The 16479-nt window shown below is 43.3% G+C and carries 18 protein-coding genes; 12 read left to right on the forward strand and 6 right to left on the reverse strand.

Annotated features, from left to right (window positions below; translation table 11 throughout):
* Nucleotides 1-5 precede the first annotated feature (5 nt).
* Both ACO05P_RS11865 and ACO05P_RS11870 read right to left on the reverse strand, forming a co-directional pair.
* Nucleotides 6-632, reverse strand: a complete 627-nt coding sequence (locus ACO05P_RS11865; protein WP_421751126.1) for a 50S ribosomal protein L25 — start codon at nucleotides 630-632, stop codon at nucleotides 6-8.
* Between the two features lie 14 nt (nucleotides 633-646).
* Nucleotides 647-1582 (reverse strand): ribose-phosphate pyrophosphokinase, encoded by a 936-nt coding sequence (locus tag ACO05P_RS11870; protein WP_421751128.1) that lies wholly within the window; start codon nucleotides 1580-1582, stop codon nucleotides 647-649.
* Between the two features lie 153 nt (nucleotides 1583-1735).
* Between ACO05P_RS11870 and ACO05P_RS11875 the strand changes: the two genes are divergently transcribed.
* The 10 genes from ACO05P_RS11875 (at nucleotide 1736) to nadD (ending at nucleotide 10576) form a co-directional block, all read left to right on the forward strand.
* Complete coding sequence (locus ACO05P_RS11875) at nucleotides 1736-2788, forward strand: amidohydrolase family protein (protein WP_421751130.1); 1053 nt, start codon at nucleotides 1736-1738, stop codon at nucleotides 2786-2788.
* A 26-nt stretch (nucleotides 2789-2814) separates the two neighbouring features.
* A complete protein-coding gene (locus ACO05P_RS11880; protein WP_421751132.1) occupies nucleotides 2815-4713 on the forward strand; it encodes an amidophosphoribosyltransferase in 1899 nt (632 codons plus the stop codon).
* A gap of 83 nt (nucleotides 4714-4796) precedes the next feature.
* The gene (locus ACO05P_RS11885) at nucleotides 4797-5831 is read left to right on the forward strand and encodes a hypothetical protein (RefSeq protein WP_421751133.1); all 1035 of its coding nucleotides are present in this window, start codon (nucleotides 4797-4799) and stop codon (nucleotides 5829-5831) included.
* Between the two features lie 268 nt (nucleotides 5832-6099).
* Nucleotides 6100-6843 carry a hypothetical protein gene (locus ACO05P_RS11890; protein ID WP_421751135.1) on the forward strand — a complete coding sequence of 248 codons (744 nt, stop codon included), beginning with the start codon at nucleotides 6100-6102 and terminating at the stop codon, nucleotides 6841-6843.
* Nucleotides 6833-7312 (forward strand): hypothetical protein, encoded by a 480-nt coding sequence (locus ACO05P_RS11895; protein WP_421751136.1) that lies wholly within the window; start codon nucleotides 6833-6835, stop codon nucleotides 7310-7312. The genes ACO05P_RS11890 and ACO05P_RS11895 overlap by 11 nt, the downstream gene beginning before the upstream one ends.
* Nucleotides 7305-7550 (forward strand): DUF3820 family protein, encoded by a 246-nt coding sequence (locus ACO05P_RS11900; protein WP_421751137.1) that lies wholly within the window; start codon nucleotides 7305-7307, stop codon nucleotides 7548-7550. Before ACO05P_RS11895 ends, ACO05P_RS11900 begins: the two co-directional genes overlap by 8 nt.
* Before the next feature lie 69 nt (nucleotides 7551-7619).
* A complete protein-coding gene (locus ACO05P_RS11905; RefSeq protein ID WP_421751138.1) occupies nucleotides 7620-8525 on the forward strand; it encodes a DMT family transporter in 906 nt (301 codons plus the stop codon).
* A 16-nt stretch (nucleotides 8526-8541) separates the two neighbouring features.
* The gene (locus ACO05P_RS11910) at nucleotides 8542-9411 is read left to right on the forward strand and encodes a YicC/YloC family endoribonuclease (protein WP_421751140.1); all 870 of its coding nucleotides are present in this window, start codon (nucleotides 8542-8544) and stop codon (nucleotides 9409-9411) included.
* 11 nt (nucleotides 9412-9422) lie between these two features.
* The gene (gene gmk, locus ACO05P_RS11915; protein ID WP_421751141.1) at nucleotides 9423-9998 is read left to right on the forward strand and encodes a guanylate kinase; all 576 of its coding nucleotides are present in this window, start codon (nucleotides 9423-9425) and stop codon (nucleotides 9996-9998) included.
* Complete coding sequence (gene nadD / locus ACO05P_RS11920; protein WP_421751143.1) at nucleotides 9995-10576, forward strand: nicotinate (nicotinamide) nucleotide adenylyltransferase; 582 nt, start codon at nucleotides 9995-9997, stop codon at nucleotides 10574-10576. The genes gmk and nadD overlap by 4 nt, the downstream gene beginning before the upstream one ends.
* Before the next feature lie 137 nt (nucleotides 10577-10713).
* On the opposite strand, the gene ACO05P_RS11925 is transcribed toward nadD, so the two are convergent.
* The 3 genes from ACO05P_RS11925 to ACO05P_RS11935 all read right to left on the reverse strand — a co-directional run bounded on the left by ACO05P_RS11925 (nucleotide 10714) and on the right by ACO05P_RS11935 (nucleotide 12537).
* Nucleotides 10714-11262: a DinB family protein gene (locus ACO05P_RS11925; protein ID WP_421751144.1), complete on the reverse strand. Its 549-nt coding sequence runs from the start codon at nucleotides 11260-11262 to the stop codon at nucleotides 10714-10716.
* Nucleotides 11250-12092 carry a 1,4-dihydroxy-2-naphthoyl-CoA synthase gene (locus ACO05P_RS11930; protein ID WP_421751146.1) on the reverse strand — a complete coding sequence of 281 codons (843 nt, stop codon included), beginning with the start codon at nucleotides 12090-12092 and terminating at the stop codon, nucleotides 11250-11252. Before ACO05P_RS11930 ends, ACO05P_RS11925 begins: the two co-directional genes overlap by 13 nt.
* Nucleotides 12093-12195: 103 nt before the next feature.
* Nucleotides 12196-12537 carry a single-stranded DNA-binding protein gene (locus tag ACO05P_RS11935; RefSeq protein ID WP_421751148.1) on the reverse strand — a complete coding sequence of 114 codons (342 nt, stop codon included), beginning with the start codon at nucleotides 12535-12537 and terminating at the stop codon, nucleotides 12196-12198.
* Nucleotides 12538-12768: 231 nt separating this feature from the next.
* On the opposite strand from ACO05P_RS11935, the gene ACO05P_RS11940 reads away from it, so the two are divergent.
* A complete protein-coding gene (locus tag ACO05P_RS11940) occupies nucleotides 12769-13236 on the forward strand; it encodes a hypothetical protein (protein ID WP_421751150.1) in 468 nt (155 codons plus the stop codon).
* Between the two features lie 8 nt (nucleotides 13237-13244).
* Nucleotides 13245-14297 carry a hypothetical protein gene (locus ACO05P_RS11945; protein WP_421751152.1) on the forward strand — a complete coding sequence of 351 codons (1053 nt, stop codon included), beginning with the start codon at nucleotides 13245-13247 and terminating at the stop codon, nucleotides 14295-14297.
* Nucleotides 14298-14350: 53 nt separating this feature from the next.
* On the opposite strand, the gene ACO05P_RS11950 is transcribed toward ACO05P_RS11945, so the two are convergent.
* The gene (locus tag ACO05P_RS11950; protein ID WP_421751154.1) at nucleotides 14351-16366 is read right to left on the reverse strand and encodes a T9SS type A sorting domain-containing protein; all 2016 of its coding nucleotides are present in this window, start codon (nucleotides 16364-16366) and stop codon (nucleotides 14351-14353) included.
* Nucleotides 16367-16479 lie beyond the last annotated feature (113 nt).

Below are 16479 nucleotides of genomic sequence, written 5' to 3' on the forward strand. Positions count from 1 at the left end.
AAAGCTTAGGCTTCTGCAGACTCTTCAGTCGCCGCTTCAGCACCTTCACCTTCACCTTCGCCTTCTTCTTCATCGGTATCATCCACCGCATTACGAGAAGTACGAACAGCTACTACAGTACGTCCACCATCACCCAGAATTTCGAATCCTTCCGTTTTAACGTCTTTCACACGTAAAGACTGACCAATACGAAGGTTTTCGATATTGAGATCAATTACTCCGGGAAGATTTTCTTCAGTACCCAATACTTTAACACGACGCAAGGTAAACTTCAATTTACCACCATTACGTACACCACGCGCATTACCTACCAGGTTAATGGGCACAGTTGCTTCAAATGGCTTACCATCGGTGATCTGGAAGAAATCCACATGCTCCACTTCGCTGCTTACAGGGTGGAATTGTGAATCGCGAACCACGCATTTATATTCGGTACCGTCTACATTGATAACCACCATTAAGGCTTCGGCAGTGTAGAGTAATTCCTGGAAGTTACGGCTGTCGGTGTAAAAATGAATGTTCTGACCGGCTCCGTAGATCACGCAAGGAACCATACCCTCACGACGCAACAACTTGGCGCTCTTCGTGCCGAGCTCCTCTCTTGATTTACCCTCGATGCTAATTGATCTCATTGTATCTGGGAATTTTAATTTTCTAAAAAGTGTGAACTGATTGATTCATGATGATGCACCTTATGCATCACACCCGCAAATAACTCGGCGATCGAAAGCACTTCGATCTTATCCGATTTGTGTTCTTGAGGGATGGTATCGGTTATTACCAAACGGCTAAGCTTGGATTTTTCGATTCTTTCAATGGCCTTTCCAGAAAGCACGCCGTGTGTACAATAAGCTTGTACACTCTTCGCTCCTTTAGCCAATAACATGTCGGCAGCCTTGGTTAAAGTTCCAGCAGTATCAACCATATCGTCAATCAATACCACATTGCGACCTTCTACCTCACCAATAACAGTCATCTTATCGATCACATTGGCTTTCTTACGCTGCTTATAGCAAATTACCACTTCGCTTTCTAACCACTTCGCATAGTTATTAGCTCGTTTCGAACCTCCCATATCAGGAGAAGCGATGGTTAAATCTTCAAGGTTTTGTCCTTTAATATGGGGTACGAAAATGCTAGAAGCAAAAACGTGATCCACCGGAACTTCGAAGAACCCTTGAATTTGATCTGCGTGTAAGTCCATAGTCATGATGCGAGTAGCACCAGCGGCCATCAACAAATTAGCCACCATTTTAGCCCCGATGGGCACACGTGACTTGTCTTTGCGATCCTGACGCGCCCAACCAAAATAAGGCATCACAACCGTAATGTGCTTCGCCGAGGCACGCTTGGCCGCATCACACATTAAAAGCAACTCCATTAAATTATCACTGGGTTGCATAGTTGAGCCTACCAAGAATACTCGACCCCCGCGAACGGTTTCTTCAAAAGAAGGTTGAAACTCCCCGTCGCTGAATTCATTGATCTCTACCTTTCCTAATGGCAAGCCGTAAGCATCAGCCATTTTTTGGGCGATCTCCATTGAACTCCTTGTCGCAAAAATTTTCGCTTGTGGTGTCAAGTGTCTAAAACTTTGGAATTGACTATTTTATACTTCCTTAAAAAAGGGCTGCAAATGTAACTAATTCTATCTTAAGTTATCAACAAGATTCAGGAATAATCTGTCGACAATTTTTTATCCTGCGCTCCCGCCCGAAAATTTTAAATTTGGCCCATGCTGAAAATTGATATGCACACCCATATTCTCCCCGAGACCCTACCCAACTTCGCGGAGAAATTCGGATACGGAGACTTTATTTACTTAATGCACAACCAGGATGGTTCGGCGAATATGATGCAGGGCGATAAGTTCTTCCGTCGTATTCAACCCAATTGTTGGGATCCAGATATCCGTATTAAGGACTACGAAAAGTTCGACACCCAGGTGCAGGTAGTTTGCACCATTCCGGTGATGTTCTCTTATTGGGCTAAAGGCAAAGATGCCAAAGCGCTCAGCGAGTTCCTAAATGATGATATTGCCCAGCTGTCGGAAAACTACCCTCAAAATTATTTGGGCCTGGGTACCATCCCCATGCAGGATGCCGACCTGGCTATTAAAGAATTGGAGCGCTGTAAGGAGATCGGATTATTAGGAGTGCAAATTGGTTCCAATATCAATGATAAAAACCTCAGCGAACCTGAGTTCTTCCCCATCTTCGAAGCCGCTCAGGAATTAGACATGGCCATTATGATCCACCCCTGGAATATGATGGGCATGGAATCTATGCGGAAATATTGGCTGCCCTGGCTAGTAGGCATGCCAGCCGAAACCTCACGGGCTGCATGTTCCCTCATCTTTGGAGGTGTATTGGAACGCCTTCCCGGATTAAGAGTATGTTTCTCCCATGCCGGTGGTTCCTTCTTACCCACCTTAGGCCGAATTGAACATGGTTTTAATTGCCGTCCTGATTTGGTAGCCATCCATAATAATGTAAATCCCCGCCAGTATGTGGGCGATTTCTGGGTAGACAGCATTACCCATGATGCTAAATTATTGGACTATATCCTCAGCATGCAAGGCTCTAAACGCGTTATGCTGGGCAGCGACTATCCTTTCCCTCTAGGTGATCTCGAAATTGGTGCCTTTATCAATGATATGGGATTAGAGCAAAATGTGGTAGAAGACATCTTCGCAAATGCTGCTCTGGAGTGGTTAAATATCGATAAAAGTAGATTTGAGATAGGCGGGACTAATAAAGGTAGTTTCGCGCTCTCTGAAAAGGGCTAAATTTGCAGCTCTTTTAAAGCCCCGTCATGAGCGATGCAATTACTCACGAATGCGGCATTGCGCTGGTTCGATTAAAGAAACCCATTTCCTACTACCACGAAAAGTACGGATCTGCACTCTATGGTGTAAACAAGATGTATGTGCTGATGGAAAAGCAGCACAACCGCGGACAAGATGGCGCCGGAATGGCGAACATCAAACTGGATATGCCTCCCGGAAAACGTTACATCAGCCGCTACCGTTCTATCGATAAAACCCCCATTCAAGACCTATTTGAGCGCGTAAATCAGCGGATTTACAAAGGCCTCGAAGGTCAGGACGACCGAATCCATGATGCCGAATGGCTCAAGCAGAACGTTCCCTTTATTGGCGAACTCTACCTCGGTCACCTGCGCTATGGTACCTATGGCGGGCAAAGCATCGAGAACATCCACCCTTTCCTGCGTCAGAATAACTGGTTAACTCGTAATCTGATATTGGCCGGAAACTTCAATATGACCAATGTGGATGAGCTCTTCGATAATCTGGTACAATTAGGGCAGCATCCCAAGGAAAAAGCGGATACCGTTACCATTCTGGAAAAAATCGGTCACTTTTTGGATGAGCAAAATGAAAAGCTCTACCGTAAATTCAAGAAGCAAGGCCTAAGCAAATCGGATATCAGTCCTAAAATTGCAGAAGAAATTGACATCCCTAAGATCCTTCGTAAAAGTGCGAAGCGCTGGGATGGTGGCTATGCTATGGCTGGTTTATTTGGTCATGGCGATGCCTTTGTTTTGCGCGACCCCAATGGCATTCGCCCGGCTTTCTATTACGATGACGATGAAGTTTGCGTAGTAGCCAGCGAAAGACCGGTAATTCAAACCGCCTTTAATGTACCCTTTGCGGAGATTAAAGAAATTGAGCCCGGACATGCCCTGGTGATTAAGAAATCTGGGGAAACCCAAATGCAGGAAATCCGCACGCCGGGTGAACGTACCGCCTGCTCTTTCGAACGTATTTATTTCAGTCGCGGTAATGATGCCGATATCTACCGCGAACGTATAGAACTGGGCCGCAGAGTTTGCCCAGCCATCCTCAATGAGGTGGATCACGATCTTAAACACACCGTATTCTCCTTTATTCCCAATACCGCCGAAATTAGTTTTTACGGCATGGTAAAAGGAATGGAAGACTACCTCAACCGCAGTAAGCGGGATAAGATTTTAAAATTCGAAGGAGATCTCGATAGCGAAAAACTGGAAGCCTTGCTTTCGATTCGTCCTCGAGTAGAAAAATCACTGTGGAAGGATGTGAAAATGCGCACCTTCATTACCCAGGATAATAGCCGGGATGAATTGGTAAGCCATGTTTATGATGTTACCTACGAAACGGTTCAGCCGGATGACAATCTAGTGGTGATAGACGACAGTATCGTACGCGGCACTACCCTCAAACAAAGCATCCTTAGTATCCTCGATCGCCTGGGTCCGAAGAAAATTATCGTGGTAAGCTCAGCCCCTCAAATTCGCTACCCAGACTGCTACGGTATTAATATGTCGCTTCTGGAAGATTTTGCTGCTTTTAGAGCCGCCATTGAATTGCTGAAGGAAAGAGGCATGGAATCCATTATTGACGATACTTACCAAAAATGCTTGGCTCAAAAGGATTTGCCTGATAGCGAGGTAAAGAATTTTGTGAAGAATATTTACGCACCTTTCGAGCCTCAGGAGATTTCCGATAAAATGGCGGAAATGCTTACCCCCGAGGGCATGAAAGCCGAGGTGAAGATCATCTTCCAAAGAATTGACGACTTGCATGCCTCTGCCCCCAACAATACGGGCGACTGGTACTTTACTGGTAATTTCCCCACCCCTGGTGGAATGCGCGTAGTAAATAAAGCTTTCCTTAATTTTTATGAGGGCAAGCGGGAGAGAGCGTATTAAGCATTTATAATCACCTCATAATTAGGTGCATCATCTTTCAGTTTATTGAAATTTTTATTTTGGTTGGATAAAAACCAATCAACATGAAAATCTCAATAACCAACTTATTTAATCGTCCGAAGATTTACATATCCCAGATTGATCTTAAGGACTGGATTAGAAAAGGGCTACTGCATTTATTAATTGCCTACCTGTTAGTGATTTTGGGGTGGTTTATCCATTATTATCTATTGGTTAAACCCCTGATAGTCATTAATCAAGGGGAAACGCACACAGCTCCTATACCCTCAGAAAATCAGGATTTCCATATATCCTTTTCTGCCTCACTTGCAGAAGACATTATCTTTTTCGGAATTGTTGGTATCATAATATTCATACTTACGAAGAGAGATGGCTCTGAATTAAATCTTAAGGATAGAATTCACAGAATACTACTTACCAATAAAAACAACAATCGTAGTGCAAAGGAATACCTGTTCGATCAAATCTCGCCCATTCTAGCTTATAATGAAAGCTCTGAAATTTCAATTGTGCTAACCCAACTGAACCCCAATGAAAATCTAATTAAAGTATATGCCGATGTAAACCATCGCATCTTAAATATGTGTTCCAATGATTCTTTTACAATCCCAGAAAATGCAATAGGGATTGAGGCCTCCTATTTAGTTGGCCTGGACTATGGAACCATTTATCATGCAAGTATTAAAAATGAAAATCCATCCGTTGATGCTAGTGAAGATCAAATTGTAATCGACTCGAGTCCTGGCATCCCATTAAAAGAACAGGTTTATGAGCATATAATCCCTCCTTTCACAATCAGTAAAAACGGAGCCGCCATTGCACGGATGTCATGGTCAATTTGGGAAAAGCTTAATGGAAGCAAAGACGATGATGGATTCTACATTTCCAATAAGCGATTTACCAATAAAATAGACCTCGCTGTAAGTAATAAAACCCCTCAAGACCTAAACATCACCCTGGAACTTCGACATGCAAAATCTGGAAATCGAACGACTAAAACCATTGAACTGGCTTCAGAAAGAGAAAATGTACCCTTTCCGATTCATAAAAGGTTAATGCCTGAAGATGAAATCTGGTTAAAGTTCCAAACGGCATAAAGTGCCTATTAACAAACAATTGAATATAAATTTCCACAAATTGCGTTTCACTTTAAAAGGCTTTTCCTTTCTTGCAACAGAATAAATCTCGAATTATGCTTAACAAAGGCGGCGGCGGAATCTAATTCCTCAATACTTATTTCCGAGTACAACCGGCACAATATCCGGATGACAGTTTACACTCTACCAAATTTTGGCAGTAAGACTGCTTATCCACGATGCAAAAGCTAAGCACTAAACCAAAGTCGTTTTTTCAGACCTTAGAAAGATGAAAAAACGCTTAATCTTCTATCTTCTAGTTTTGAGTGCTTGTCAGCAAAATTCAGCGTCAGAGGATGTTAATTTGGTCGGCAAACAAGATAGCCTGAATACTATAAATTCTAAAAGTGACAGTCTACCTGAACTAGACACACTTAAGGGATTCCAGGGTCATGCAGATTTAAAAGACAGTCTGGGAAGTACCTACCTTGATTTTGGCTCCTTTGCCTTGATACTCCAAGCTCGTTTTGAACAGCAAAAAAATGGGGATAGCATTCACCTATATGAAGTGCCAGGACGCTATCTCTACCAAAAGAAATTTCGCTCCGAAATCCTTGATTCTGATTTAAGTTTAAAGCTTTTTGTAAGCAAACTCGAGAAAGTTTCGCAGCTATATCCTCATGCTCAAAATGATCCTACCGGCAACTATTCCCACTGGTTGAAGAGTCGCCAAAACTGGCAAGAATGGAGCCCTTATCAATATTTAGATATTGATGAAAAGTCTTTTCGATTGCCGCAAATTAATGCGGGGAGCTACGAAGATCCATCGGCAAGGCTCTTCGAAAAGCTTGCACTCCAAGATACCTTAATTGAATACGCCGGCGAAATGGGGGGCACCAGAGCAGAATTCCTATACCTTAATAAGCCTGCCAATTATTCTATTCCCAAGGCACGGATTAAAATAGAGGTTTTCCATAAAGGTAAATGGCTGCACACTTATTTCCTCATCCTCCATTTCAGCTATGGCTGTTAAGCGCATATCCATATTCGCAGTACTCTTCCTGGCCGCCTGTTCCTGGGAATACCACCGCAGTCATTTAAAAGTTCCAACCCTCAATCCGCAGCCCGGGGAATACCGGCAAGCAACAGATCAAGTTTTCATTGAAGACTCTATTGCCTGCCTTCGCAGTCAATTTTACATTCTGAAAGGAAACTGGCGCTATACTTCCTCTTGTACCTGCGAAAACGATTGGCAAATAGATTCTGCTTTTCGCCGCAATGGCCAGCTCTTTTCGCTCTCAAAGCATCATTCTTTTCCCAGTTCTCATTACCTGTACGATAGCGCTATTACGATACTATTCGATAAAGATGAACGCCCCGTCCAACGTAGCATTTATATCAATCAACCGGATACCAATTACCAATACTGGCAGTATTATGATAAATTCGGCCAGCCAGAAAAAGCCAAACATCCGGTAATCTATCAGCTATTAAATGAATAATCAAGCTCTGGGAGACCCAAAAGTCCTAATTGATATTGTACGTACCGAAATGCCCTTTGGTAAATATCAAGGACGAAAGCTCTGTGATGTACCCACTTATTATTTGGAGTGGTTTTATGCCCAAGGTTGGCCTAAAGGTCGAATTGGAGTTTTGCTGGAGACCCTTTTTGTAATCCGCACGGAGGGACTGCATGAAATTCTGGATGAATTAAAAAGGCGCTACGGTCAAGATCATTAAGTTCTATGATCCGATTGCAGTTTTGAGGCCTTTCTCATTTAGTTTTTACGGACTTTTGCGCTCAAGAAAATGCGCGATCTCGATAAAATAAAAGCACATCTCGCCTTGGTGGGAGTTGCATTGATTTATGGGCTCAATTATTCCATCGCCAAAGATGTGATGCCCGACTTCCTGCAACCCCGTGCCTTCATTTTATTGCGCATTAGTGGAGCCGTCCTGCTATTTTTTGCTTTTGGAATTGGGGCTACCAAGGAAAAAATTGATCGCAAAGATTGGTTGCGCATTATGGGAGCTGGTCTCTTTGGGGTTGCCAGCAATCAATTACTCTTTTTTGAAGGTCTCAATATTACCAGCCCTATTAGTGCGGCGGTAATTATGACCACCAATCCGATCATGGTTTTACTACTGGCAGCCCTCTTTCTTAAGGCGCCCTTAACCTGGCCGCGAATTCTGGGGATTGCTCTGGGCCTAAGTGGAGCACTTTATCTTATTAGTCAGGGTCAATCCCTGAACAATCTCTTCCAAAAAGGGGAGTCCCTGGGAAATATTTTGGTGATGCTCAATGCTCTTTCCTATGCTGCCTATCTGGTGGTGGTTAAACCTTTAATGCAGAAATACCGTCCACTAACCGTTATTAAATGGGTCTTTCTAGCCGGTTGGTTTTTTGCCTTTCCCTTTGGGATTGGTCAGGTTCCTGCGATCGATTGGCTAAGCATTCCGAGCAAGATTTATTGGGAAATAGCCTTTGTAATTATCGGCACCACTTTTCTGGCTTATTTGCTGAATATTTATGCCCTTAAAACCGTAAGTTCCACTACGGTAAGCTTCTATATCTATTTGCAACCCCTCATTGCTACCGCCGCTGCGGTACTGGTGGGTAGCGATCATCCGGAGACCCATATGCTCATTGCTGCCCTCCTGATTTTCAGCGGTGTATATCTCGTATCCTTTTACAATCGCAAGCGGACACAATAACTTACCTTTGCCGCCTATGACGCCTTTGTACAGTATGACCGGCTTTGGCAAAAAGGTTTTGCAATTACCGGGAAAGAAGATTAGCATCGAAATGAAGAGCCTGAACAGCAAACAGGCTGATATCAATTTGCGTTTGCCCTCCCTTTATCGAAGCAAGGAAGGAGATATTCGTCAATTGATCTCTGAATCCTTAATTCGGGGGAAAATCGATTGCAATATAAATGTAGAAATTACCGGTATCGAAAGTGCGCCTCGCATTAATATGGAACTGGCCGAAGGCTATTTAAAACAGCTCAAGCAATTGAGTGACAGCACTGGCACCAGCGGCGATATCTTAGGATCGGTAATGCGCCTGCCAGATGTTTTACAAAGTGCTCAGGATGAATTAGGCGATGAAGAATGGAAGCTTTTAGAACAAGGTCTCCTAGGCACTCTGGAAGCCCTCAAAGAATTTAGAGCCAGTGAAGGGAGCCGCCTGGCTGAAGATCTCCAATTACGCTTACAAAATATTGAAGAGGCCCAAGCTAAAATCGTTCCCTTAGAGGAAGAAAGACGTCAGCGCGTAAAAGACAAACTGATGCGTAGTCTTGAGCAATTAAAAAGCGATGTAGATCAGGAGCGTTTTGAACAAGAGCTGATTTACTACCTGGAGAAATACGATATCACCGAAGAGAAAGTTCGCTTGAGCTCCCATATTCAATACTTCCGTGAATTGATGGAAGAAGGTAATATGGTAGGTAAAAAGCTCGGATTTGTGAGTCAGGAAATTGGCCGCGAGATCAACACCTTAGGCAGCAAGGCAAATCATGCCGAAATGCAACGCCTGGTAGTAGAAATGAAAGACGAACTGGAAAAAATTAAGGAGCAAGCCCTCAATATCCTCTAAAAAGGAAAAGCATGTCCCGAAAGAATAAAATGATCATCTTCTCCGCTCCCTCCGGGGCCGGAAAAACCACCTTGGTTCGCCATCTGCTCCAACAAGAAGAATTAGAATTGGCATTTAGCATCTCCGCTACCAGTCGGGCGGCACGAGGTCAGGAACAGCATGGTAAAGACTATTATTTCCTGTCCAATGAAGAGTTTAATAAAAAGGTAGAAGACGGTGCTTTCCTGGAATGGGAAGAAGTCTATTCCGGCACCAAATATGGCACCTTACGTTCTGAAATTGATCGCCTTTGGAAAGAGGGCAAAAATGTGATCTTCGACATTGATGTAGTTGGAGGTTTAAACCTGAAAAGCCTTTATGGTGATCAGGCCCTGGCGATTTTTGTAATGCCCCCCAATGAAGAAGAACTCGAGCGTCGACTGAGAAGTCGCGATACGGATAGCGATGATAAAATACGTCAACGCATGGCTAAGGCCCGTAAAGAAATTGGTCGCTCTGACCGTTTCGACCATATCTTATTAAATAAGGACCTCGATACCGCAAAAACCGAAGCTTACCAATTGGTAAAACTCTTTTTAGGAAAATGAAGAAAAAAGTAGGACTATACTTCGGCACCTTCAATCCTATTCATGTGGGCCATTGCATTATTGCTCAATACATGCTGGAGTTTACCGACTTAGAAGAAGTTTGGTTTGTGGTTACTCCCCACAATCCTCATAAGAAGAAAAGCAGTTTACTTGATGACCGTCAGCGTCTGCACATGGTAAACCTGGCCATAGGGGATCATTATAAATTAAGAGTAAGCGACGTTGAATTCGGATTACCTCAACCCTCCTACACCGCCAATACCTTGGTACATTTAGAGGAAAATCATCCCGAATTCAGCTTTCACTTAATTATGGGAGAGGACAATTTGGAAAGTTTCCCCCGTTGGCGCAATTACGAAACTATACTTGAACAACACGAGCTTTATGTTTACCCACGTATTGCCAGTGATGGTGGGAAATTAGCCAATCATCCAAAAGTTCATATTACCAAATCACCGATTATTGAAATTGCTTCTACTGAAATTCGAGATGCCATTAAAGAAGGAAAAGACGTGAGTTATATGCTTCCTCCGGCGGTTTGGAATTATATCGATCAGGAGCTTTTTTACCGAGACTAAAAAAATTTCCCGACCATTGTCCGAAACAATAGCCGGGAAAAATTTTGTGATGGGCCGGGTCCCTAGTGTTAATACGCCCTAACCATCAACTATCCTATTTCAATCCAAAAGTAGGGCGATGGTTTAGGCTTGCCTTGTCAGGCCTTGCGCAATTTTGCCAGATAGCGTTCTTTAACAATTCTTTGATGATGCTTATCGTGGCCAACTATAATATAAGCAATGGCCAATAATGAAACTTTTCCCGCTTCTATTTCACCTTTTGACTGCCATTGAGTAGAATTTAGCGACTCAAAGAAATCATAAGTTGATTGTTTTAGATGCTGGTATTCATGCAATAAACCCGCCCATGATCGATCATTTGCACCGCTGTTTTCTACATATGCATCATGATCAAAACCTGCTAATACTTTAGTTTCACCACGAGCTATAGACATGGCTCTATAAACAAAAACCCGCTCTACATCAATTATGTGTTGCACTAATTCCTTAATCGTCCATTTAGAGGTTTCATAGCTAAACTCCGATTCGCTTTCGCTGATGCCATGCCAAAACTCCAATCCATCTTGAATAGCATATTGATACGATTCAAGCAAATCTTGATTTTCAGAGGCCCAGGAAAAATAGCGCTGGTAATAATCTGGATAATCACCAACTTGAGGACGGTAATTAGGTACTATGGAATCCATTTAATGTCTTTGAAATCAGGCTTACGTTTTTCCAAAAAGGCATTCCGACCTTCCTTGGCCTCATCGGTCATATAGGCTAATCGAGTAGCTTCTCCCGCAAATACCTGTTGACCTACCATTCCATCATCGGTTAGGTTAAAGGCGAACTTCAGCATTTTAATGGAGGTGGGCGACTTCTCCAGTATTTCTTGTGCCCACTGGTAGGCAGTATCTTCTAATTCAGCATGCGGAATGGAGGCATTTACCATACCCATGTCTACGGCATCATCTGCACTGTAATTACGACCCAGGAAGAAGATCTCACGGGCTTTCTTTTGCCCTACCATTTTCGCTAAATAAGCAGATCCATAACCACCATCGAAGCTGGTAACATCGGCATCTGTTTGTTTAAAGATAGCATGCTCCTTACTGGCTAAGGTTAGATCGCATACCACATGCAAACTATGACCTCCACCAACAGCCCATCCAGGAACCACGGCGATTACCACTTTGGGCATGAAACGAATTAAACGCTGTACTTCGAGAATATTTAAGCGCGGCATACCATCATCATCCACATAACCTTGATGGCCACGTGCATTTTGGTCTCCACCGCTGCAGAAAGAATATACACCATCCTTTGGGGAAGGGCCCTCTGCGCTAAAAAGTACCACTCCGATAGAAGTGTCTTCACGAGCATCTAAAAATGCCTCGTACAATTCAGCTACGGTTCTTGGGCGAAAAGCATTTCGTACTTCGGGGCGATTAAAGGCGATGCGTGCCACTCCATCTCCCGACTTCTTATAGGTGATATCCTGGTATTCTTTTACGGTAGTCCAGTTTGCCGACATAAATCAAATTTTGAGCAAAGATACATCCTCCTAATGGTTATGCTCCGACCTAAAAAGCCCTTCAGGAAAATCCCAAAGGGCCTCAACATGCCTGCTTCAAAAGCTACTCCGGTTTAGCGCCCAGGAAATTCATGCTATTGGCAATAATCTCCGTGATATAGCGCTTTTCACCTTCCTTGGCTGAATACGCTCGATTCACAATTTTGCCCTCCACGATCAAGAAACTTCCTTTCTTTACATGCTTCTCGATCACCCCGGCCAATCCATTCCAGGCCACCACATTATGCCATTGGGTTTCGGTTACTTTTTCCCCTTTCGCATTTTGGTAGGTCTCATTTGTGGCAATAGAAAATTTAGCCAGCTTGCCTTTAGAGTCGAAGCTTTTCACTTCAGGATCAGCACCTACATGCCCTATCAAGGACACACGATTTCTTAAATCACTCATGATTTTGGTTTTATTATTGAGCTACAAAGGTGCGTTCCCATCCACATTTAATGTCTGAATAAACGTTTAGCAAACGAGTAATCAAACGTTTAGCACCCTCTTCACCCGAGCTTGCATGCCCTGAACTTTAGAGGTGAAAAGGTTAAATTCCTCCTTCCACATACGATTTTCATCACAAGTTCTTTCTTATTAAAGACTAAAGGCAATTGATTAGCTTAGTTTTGCATGAGAATGAAAAGCTTTTTACTTTCCATACTGCTAATTTGCATCGCTTCAGGAAGCTTGGAAGCCCAGGCTTATAGCCCTCTTGAGGTAGAAGGTAATTTTTGGTCCCAGAATTATCTGCAAGACACGGTTGAATACAAACTTTCGGAACTCATTGATTTATTCGAGGGAAATGCCAAGGCTAATCATTTAATTCGAAAGGCGAATAATCAGCATGATCTAGCCCGATTTCTGCAAGTATCAGGAACCTTTTTAGCTATTTACCCCCTCTTCAATGCGGCTATTGGTCGCGAGCCTAATTACAATATGAGCCTAATTGGCTTGGGTTTTTGGGGCATTTCCGTACCCCTGGAAATTAGCTCCCAGCACAAGGCTCAAAAAGCTGTTACTCTTTATAATCAACGGATGCGCGAAGGCTTGAAAGCGCATTTGCTGATCCAAAACAAAGGAATTGGCTTAAGTTTACGCTTTTAATTCCCACCTTGACAAAAGTCGCTTTAATCGAATTTGGCACTTCTCACGATGAAGTCCTTTATCCACAGTTTCGCTTTCTGGAAGAAAGCGCCAAACATGAGGTCTTTCTCTTTGTATCCGAAGCTCTTAAAGATCGACTCTTTGACTATCCTTCGCATCAGCTTTTTTTTATTCCAGCCCAGGCCAAACGTGCGGACTTCCTTGACCTGCACCGGCGCCTAACCCAAATGGGAATACAAAAAGTGGTGATTAATACCGCCAGTGGAAAAATGGTTCGCAACTTCCTTTGGTTGCGCCCTAAAAGATCCTGGAAACTGTACGGAGTTTTGCATCATCTGCGCAAGCTCGAAAACAGTAGCACCCAGAAACTCATTAGTTTTTTCCTCAAAGACTATTTCTTCCTGGCCGAATACCTTCAGGCGAAAGCCCAAAGCCTAAAGCCCAAACTGCATTACGGTCAATTCTACGCCGGCTTTCTACCCGACTTCCCTATTGCAGATTCTTTTCGAAAACCCAGCGATGAAACCTGGATTGTGATTCCCGGCCAATTGGAATATAAGCGTCGAGATTATCTGGCTCTATTGGATAGCTTAAATGCTAATTCCCTTAATCCCAAACTGCGCTTTATTCTTCTTGGCAAATCCAAACACAGCCATGGTAATGGTAGCGAATTTGAAAGGGAACTGAAAGAGCGTCAATTGGATGCCTTTTTTAAAACCTGGGATCATTTCGTTCCCAACGAAGCTTTTTATGCCTATTTGGCTCAAGCCGATTTCGTACTTCCTTTAATTCATAAGGACCAAGCCAGTGGCGAACTCTATCAAAAACAAATTTCCGGTTCCTGGAATATGGCATTGGCTTTTAAAATCCCAATGTTGATCGAAGCTAGTAGTCCAGGGGCGGAAGAGTTTAAAGACGGGGCCTATTTGTACCAGAAGGATGAATTGCCAAAGCTTTGGTCCAGGCTGCATGAACTCAAAGAAAGGACTTACTATCAAGCTTCAAAATGGCAGTTTGATAGTCAGGCTAGGGCTTATCTCGACTTTCTGGAAAGGAACTAAAAAAAAGCCGCCCTATCAAAAAGACAAGACGGCTTAAATTCTCGAGATAAAGTCTATTTCTGGATTGTCAGCTTTACGGTTTTAGATTCTTCGGATCCATTCTGAAGTTTTAAGAGATACGTTCCACTCGCTAAATGATCGAGGTTGAGCTCATATTGTTCATGGGCGTTAATCGCCAATTTAGCTTCATATACTTTTTCTCCCGCTAAGGAGTATAGGGCTAAATTATACTGGCCCGGCTCAGTAAACTCAATGAGGCCCTTGCCGGTAGTAGGGTTTGGGTAAACCTGAAAATCAACTAATTCGTTTTCCACCAAATTAATATTGGTTGGATTCGCCATGTTTAAACGATAGTGAGGGGCCTCATAGGTTGTACTATTGCTAAAGCCACTGAACCAGCTACCATTTTGATTTTGGAATACCGAAGCATAAGAAGGTTGCCCCCAATTAGCGCTATTGGCAAAACGAATTACTCCATCGGGAGCATTGGGGAATAAGCTCGCCACGAAATAATAAGTATCAGCCGGAATTTCTAAAGGTTTGCCATTGGCATCCTCAAAGGAAAAGTTTACCAAATTACAAGGTACCGTGCCATCGAAGGAGAACACCTTTCTAAAAATGGGGTTTGTTCCCGCGGGGAAGCCTGCATTAAAGGCAAAGCCGGTAGTATCGTAAATGGCTATTTCCATATCTGCAGTGGAATCGGTTAAACAGCTCATTTGCATTTCCATTCCCTGGATATATACGCTATTACCATCACCATAAGGATGTTGATCCGGATCTTCTAAATTGAAGAGTACCCCAATCGCGATCATTCCATTGGTCCCGGTATTGGTTCCAAAGTAATTATCTGCCACCTTATCATCTAATGAATAAGCATCCCCATACGAGAAGTTAAAGGTATCAGCAGCAGTAGTATTGGCTAAAGTGATACTATCGGAAATGGCCTTATAAACTAATTTAAAGTTACCAGTAAATGGTGGTGTCCAAGCACTAGTCGTAAGTGTAGTATAATAGGCCGTATCATAAGGAGCCAAAGTGGCTACAGTTGGTGAAAACACGGTTCCAGCTACGGCATTGTTAGAATCTAGAATTTCTACAGCCAGGGCTACATTGGTTTGGGTGTTGGTTCCGTAATTGTAGATATTACTGTCGAAAGTGATAGGTACTGGCTGCTTATCCGACAAATGCATGTACTTTGGATAACTGCTATTATTATCGAAAATAATGTCATGTTCCGGCGCTTCACCACTGGCACCAGGAGCGGTTGCACGGGTGAAAACCAGTGAATTTTCGGGAGGGGTCAATAATTCGATATCATCGATCATCCAATAGTAGCGGCCAGATCCATTGCTATTACTAACTGTACCATCAAAAACAAATTCCAGTACCACCTCGCTTTGGTTTGCCACAAAGCTGGAAAGATTGGCGCGGTAATAAGCATTTTGATCTGTGGAGGCGTTCACTGCAACTTCGCTGGCTGGAAATGCTTCTACCGTATCGGGAAAAGTAACTCCACCATCGGTACTGACGGCTACATACCAGGCGGATTGAAAACGACGGGCATACATATAAAAGCCAATTTCGGCCCCTGAATGGGCACTAAGGTCTATGGTATCCGTGCGCAATCGCCCCACATGTGGTGCAGGAACCGGCCCCGAACCATTCGTAGCGCGGTCGCCATTGGAATGCAAGAAATCCGAATCGAAAATCATAAAACCATTGGATCGAGTGGGGGAGTTAATAGGGTCTCCCAAATTCCCTGAATTATTGGGGCCTGCCCAACATCCTCGAGAACCTACGGTATCAGGTGGGGCTGTATTCGGACCGCGGTATTCCCATAAGGCCAAGGCCGGAGTTCCATTTTGGGACCAGCCGGCAGGAATGCCATTAGCAAAGTCTTCGGACCAAATTACGGTTTGAGTTGAGGATTCTGCTCGATGATGAAAAGCACTATTGCGAGGCTTCATTTCTTGATAGTCTTCCGAGGCTTCCGCACGTGGAAGTTGTTGAGCATTTAAGGCCATGGTTAAGCCACCCATAAATGTAATTAGTAGGGATTTTTTCATATGCTTTAATTTATTGATGCCTCAAAGTAGCTATTTTTTAGACTTTTACGACATGGACTTTGGATTTTAACAAGACAGGCTTTTCCCAAGATTTAATACCTTCCTTGTCTCAT

Origin of the sequence: Croceimicrobium sp. (assembly GCF_965228705.1) — a bacterium.
Lineage (GTDB): Bacteria > Bacteroidota > Bacteroidia > Flavobacteriales > Schleiferiaceae > Croceimicrobium.

Coding starts and splice junctions, on each gene's coding strand:
- ACO05P_RS11865 (WP_421751126.1), bottom strand. CDS start 632: ATGAGATCAATTAGCATCGAGGGTAAATCAAGAGAGGAGCTCGGCACG.
- ACO05P_RS11875 (WP_421751130.1), top strand. CDS start 1,736: ATGCTGAAAATTGATATGCACACCCATATTCTCCCCGAGACCCTACCC.
- ACO05P_RS11880 (WP_421751132.1), top strand. CDS start 2,815: ATGAGCGATGCAATTACTCACGAATGCGGCATTGCGCTGGTTCGATTA.
- ACO05P_RS11885 (WP_421751133.1), top strand. CDS start 4,797: ATGAAAATCTCAATAACCAACTTATTTAATCGTCCGAAGATTTACATA.
- ACO05P_RS11890 (WP_421751135.1), top strand. CDS start 6,100: ATGAAAAAACGCTTAATCTTCTATCTTCTAGTTTTGAGTGCTTGTCAG.
- ACO05P_RS11895 (WP_421751136.1), top strand. CDS start 6,833: ATGGCTGTTAAGCGCATATCCATATTCGCAGTACTCTTCCTGGCCGCC.
- ACO05P_RS11900 (WP_421751137.1), top strand. CDS start 7,305: ATGAATAATCAAGCTCTGGGAGACCCAAAAGTCCTAATTGATATTGTA.
- ACO05P_RS11905 (WP_421751138.1), top strand. CDS start 7,620: ATGCGCGATCTCGATAAAATAAAAGCACATCTCGCCTTGGTGGGAGTT.
- ACO05P_RS11910 (WP_421751140.1), top strand. CDS start 8,542: ATGACGCCTTTGTACAGTATGACCGGCTTTGGCAAAAAGGTTTTGCAA.
- gmk (WP_421751141.1), top strand. CDS start 9,423: ATGTCCCGAAAGAATAAAATGATCATCTTCTCCGCTCCCTCCGGGGCC.
- nadD (WP_421751143.1), top strand. CDS start 9,995: ATGAAGAAAAAAGTAGGACTATACTTCGGCACCTTCAATCCTATTCAT.
- ACO05P_RS11925 (WP_421751144.1), bottom strand. CDS start 11,262: ATGGATTCCATAGTACCTAATTACCGTCCTCAAGTTGGTGATTATCCA.
- ACO05P_RS11930 (WP_421751146.1), bottom strand. CDS start 12,092: ATGTCGGCAAACTGGACTACCGTAAAAGAATACCAGGATATCACCTAT.
- ACO05P_RS11935 (WP_421751148.1), bottom strand. CDS start 12,537: ATGAGTGATTTAAGAAATCGTGTGTCCTTGATAGGGCATGTAGGTGCT.
- ACO05P_RS11940 (WP_421751150.1), top strand. CDS start 12,769: ATGAAAAGCTTTTTACTTTCCATACTGCTAATTTGCATCGCTTCAGGA.
- ACO05P_RS11950 (WP_421751154.1), bottom strand. CDS start 16,366: ATGAAAAAATCCCTACTAATTACATTTATGGGTGGCTTAACCATGGCC.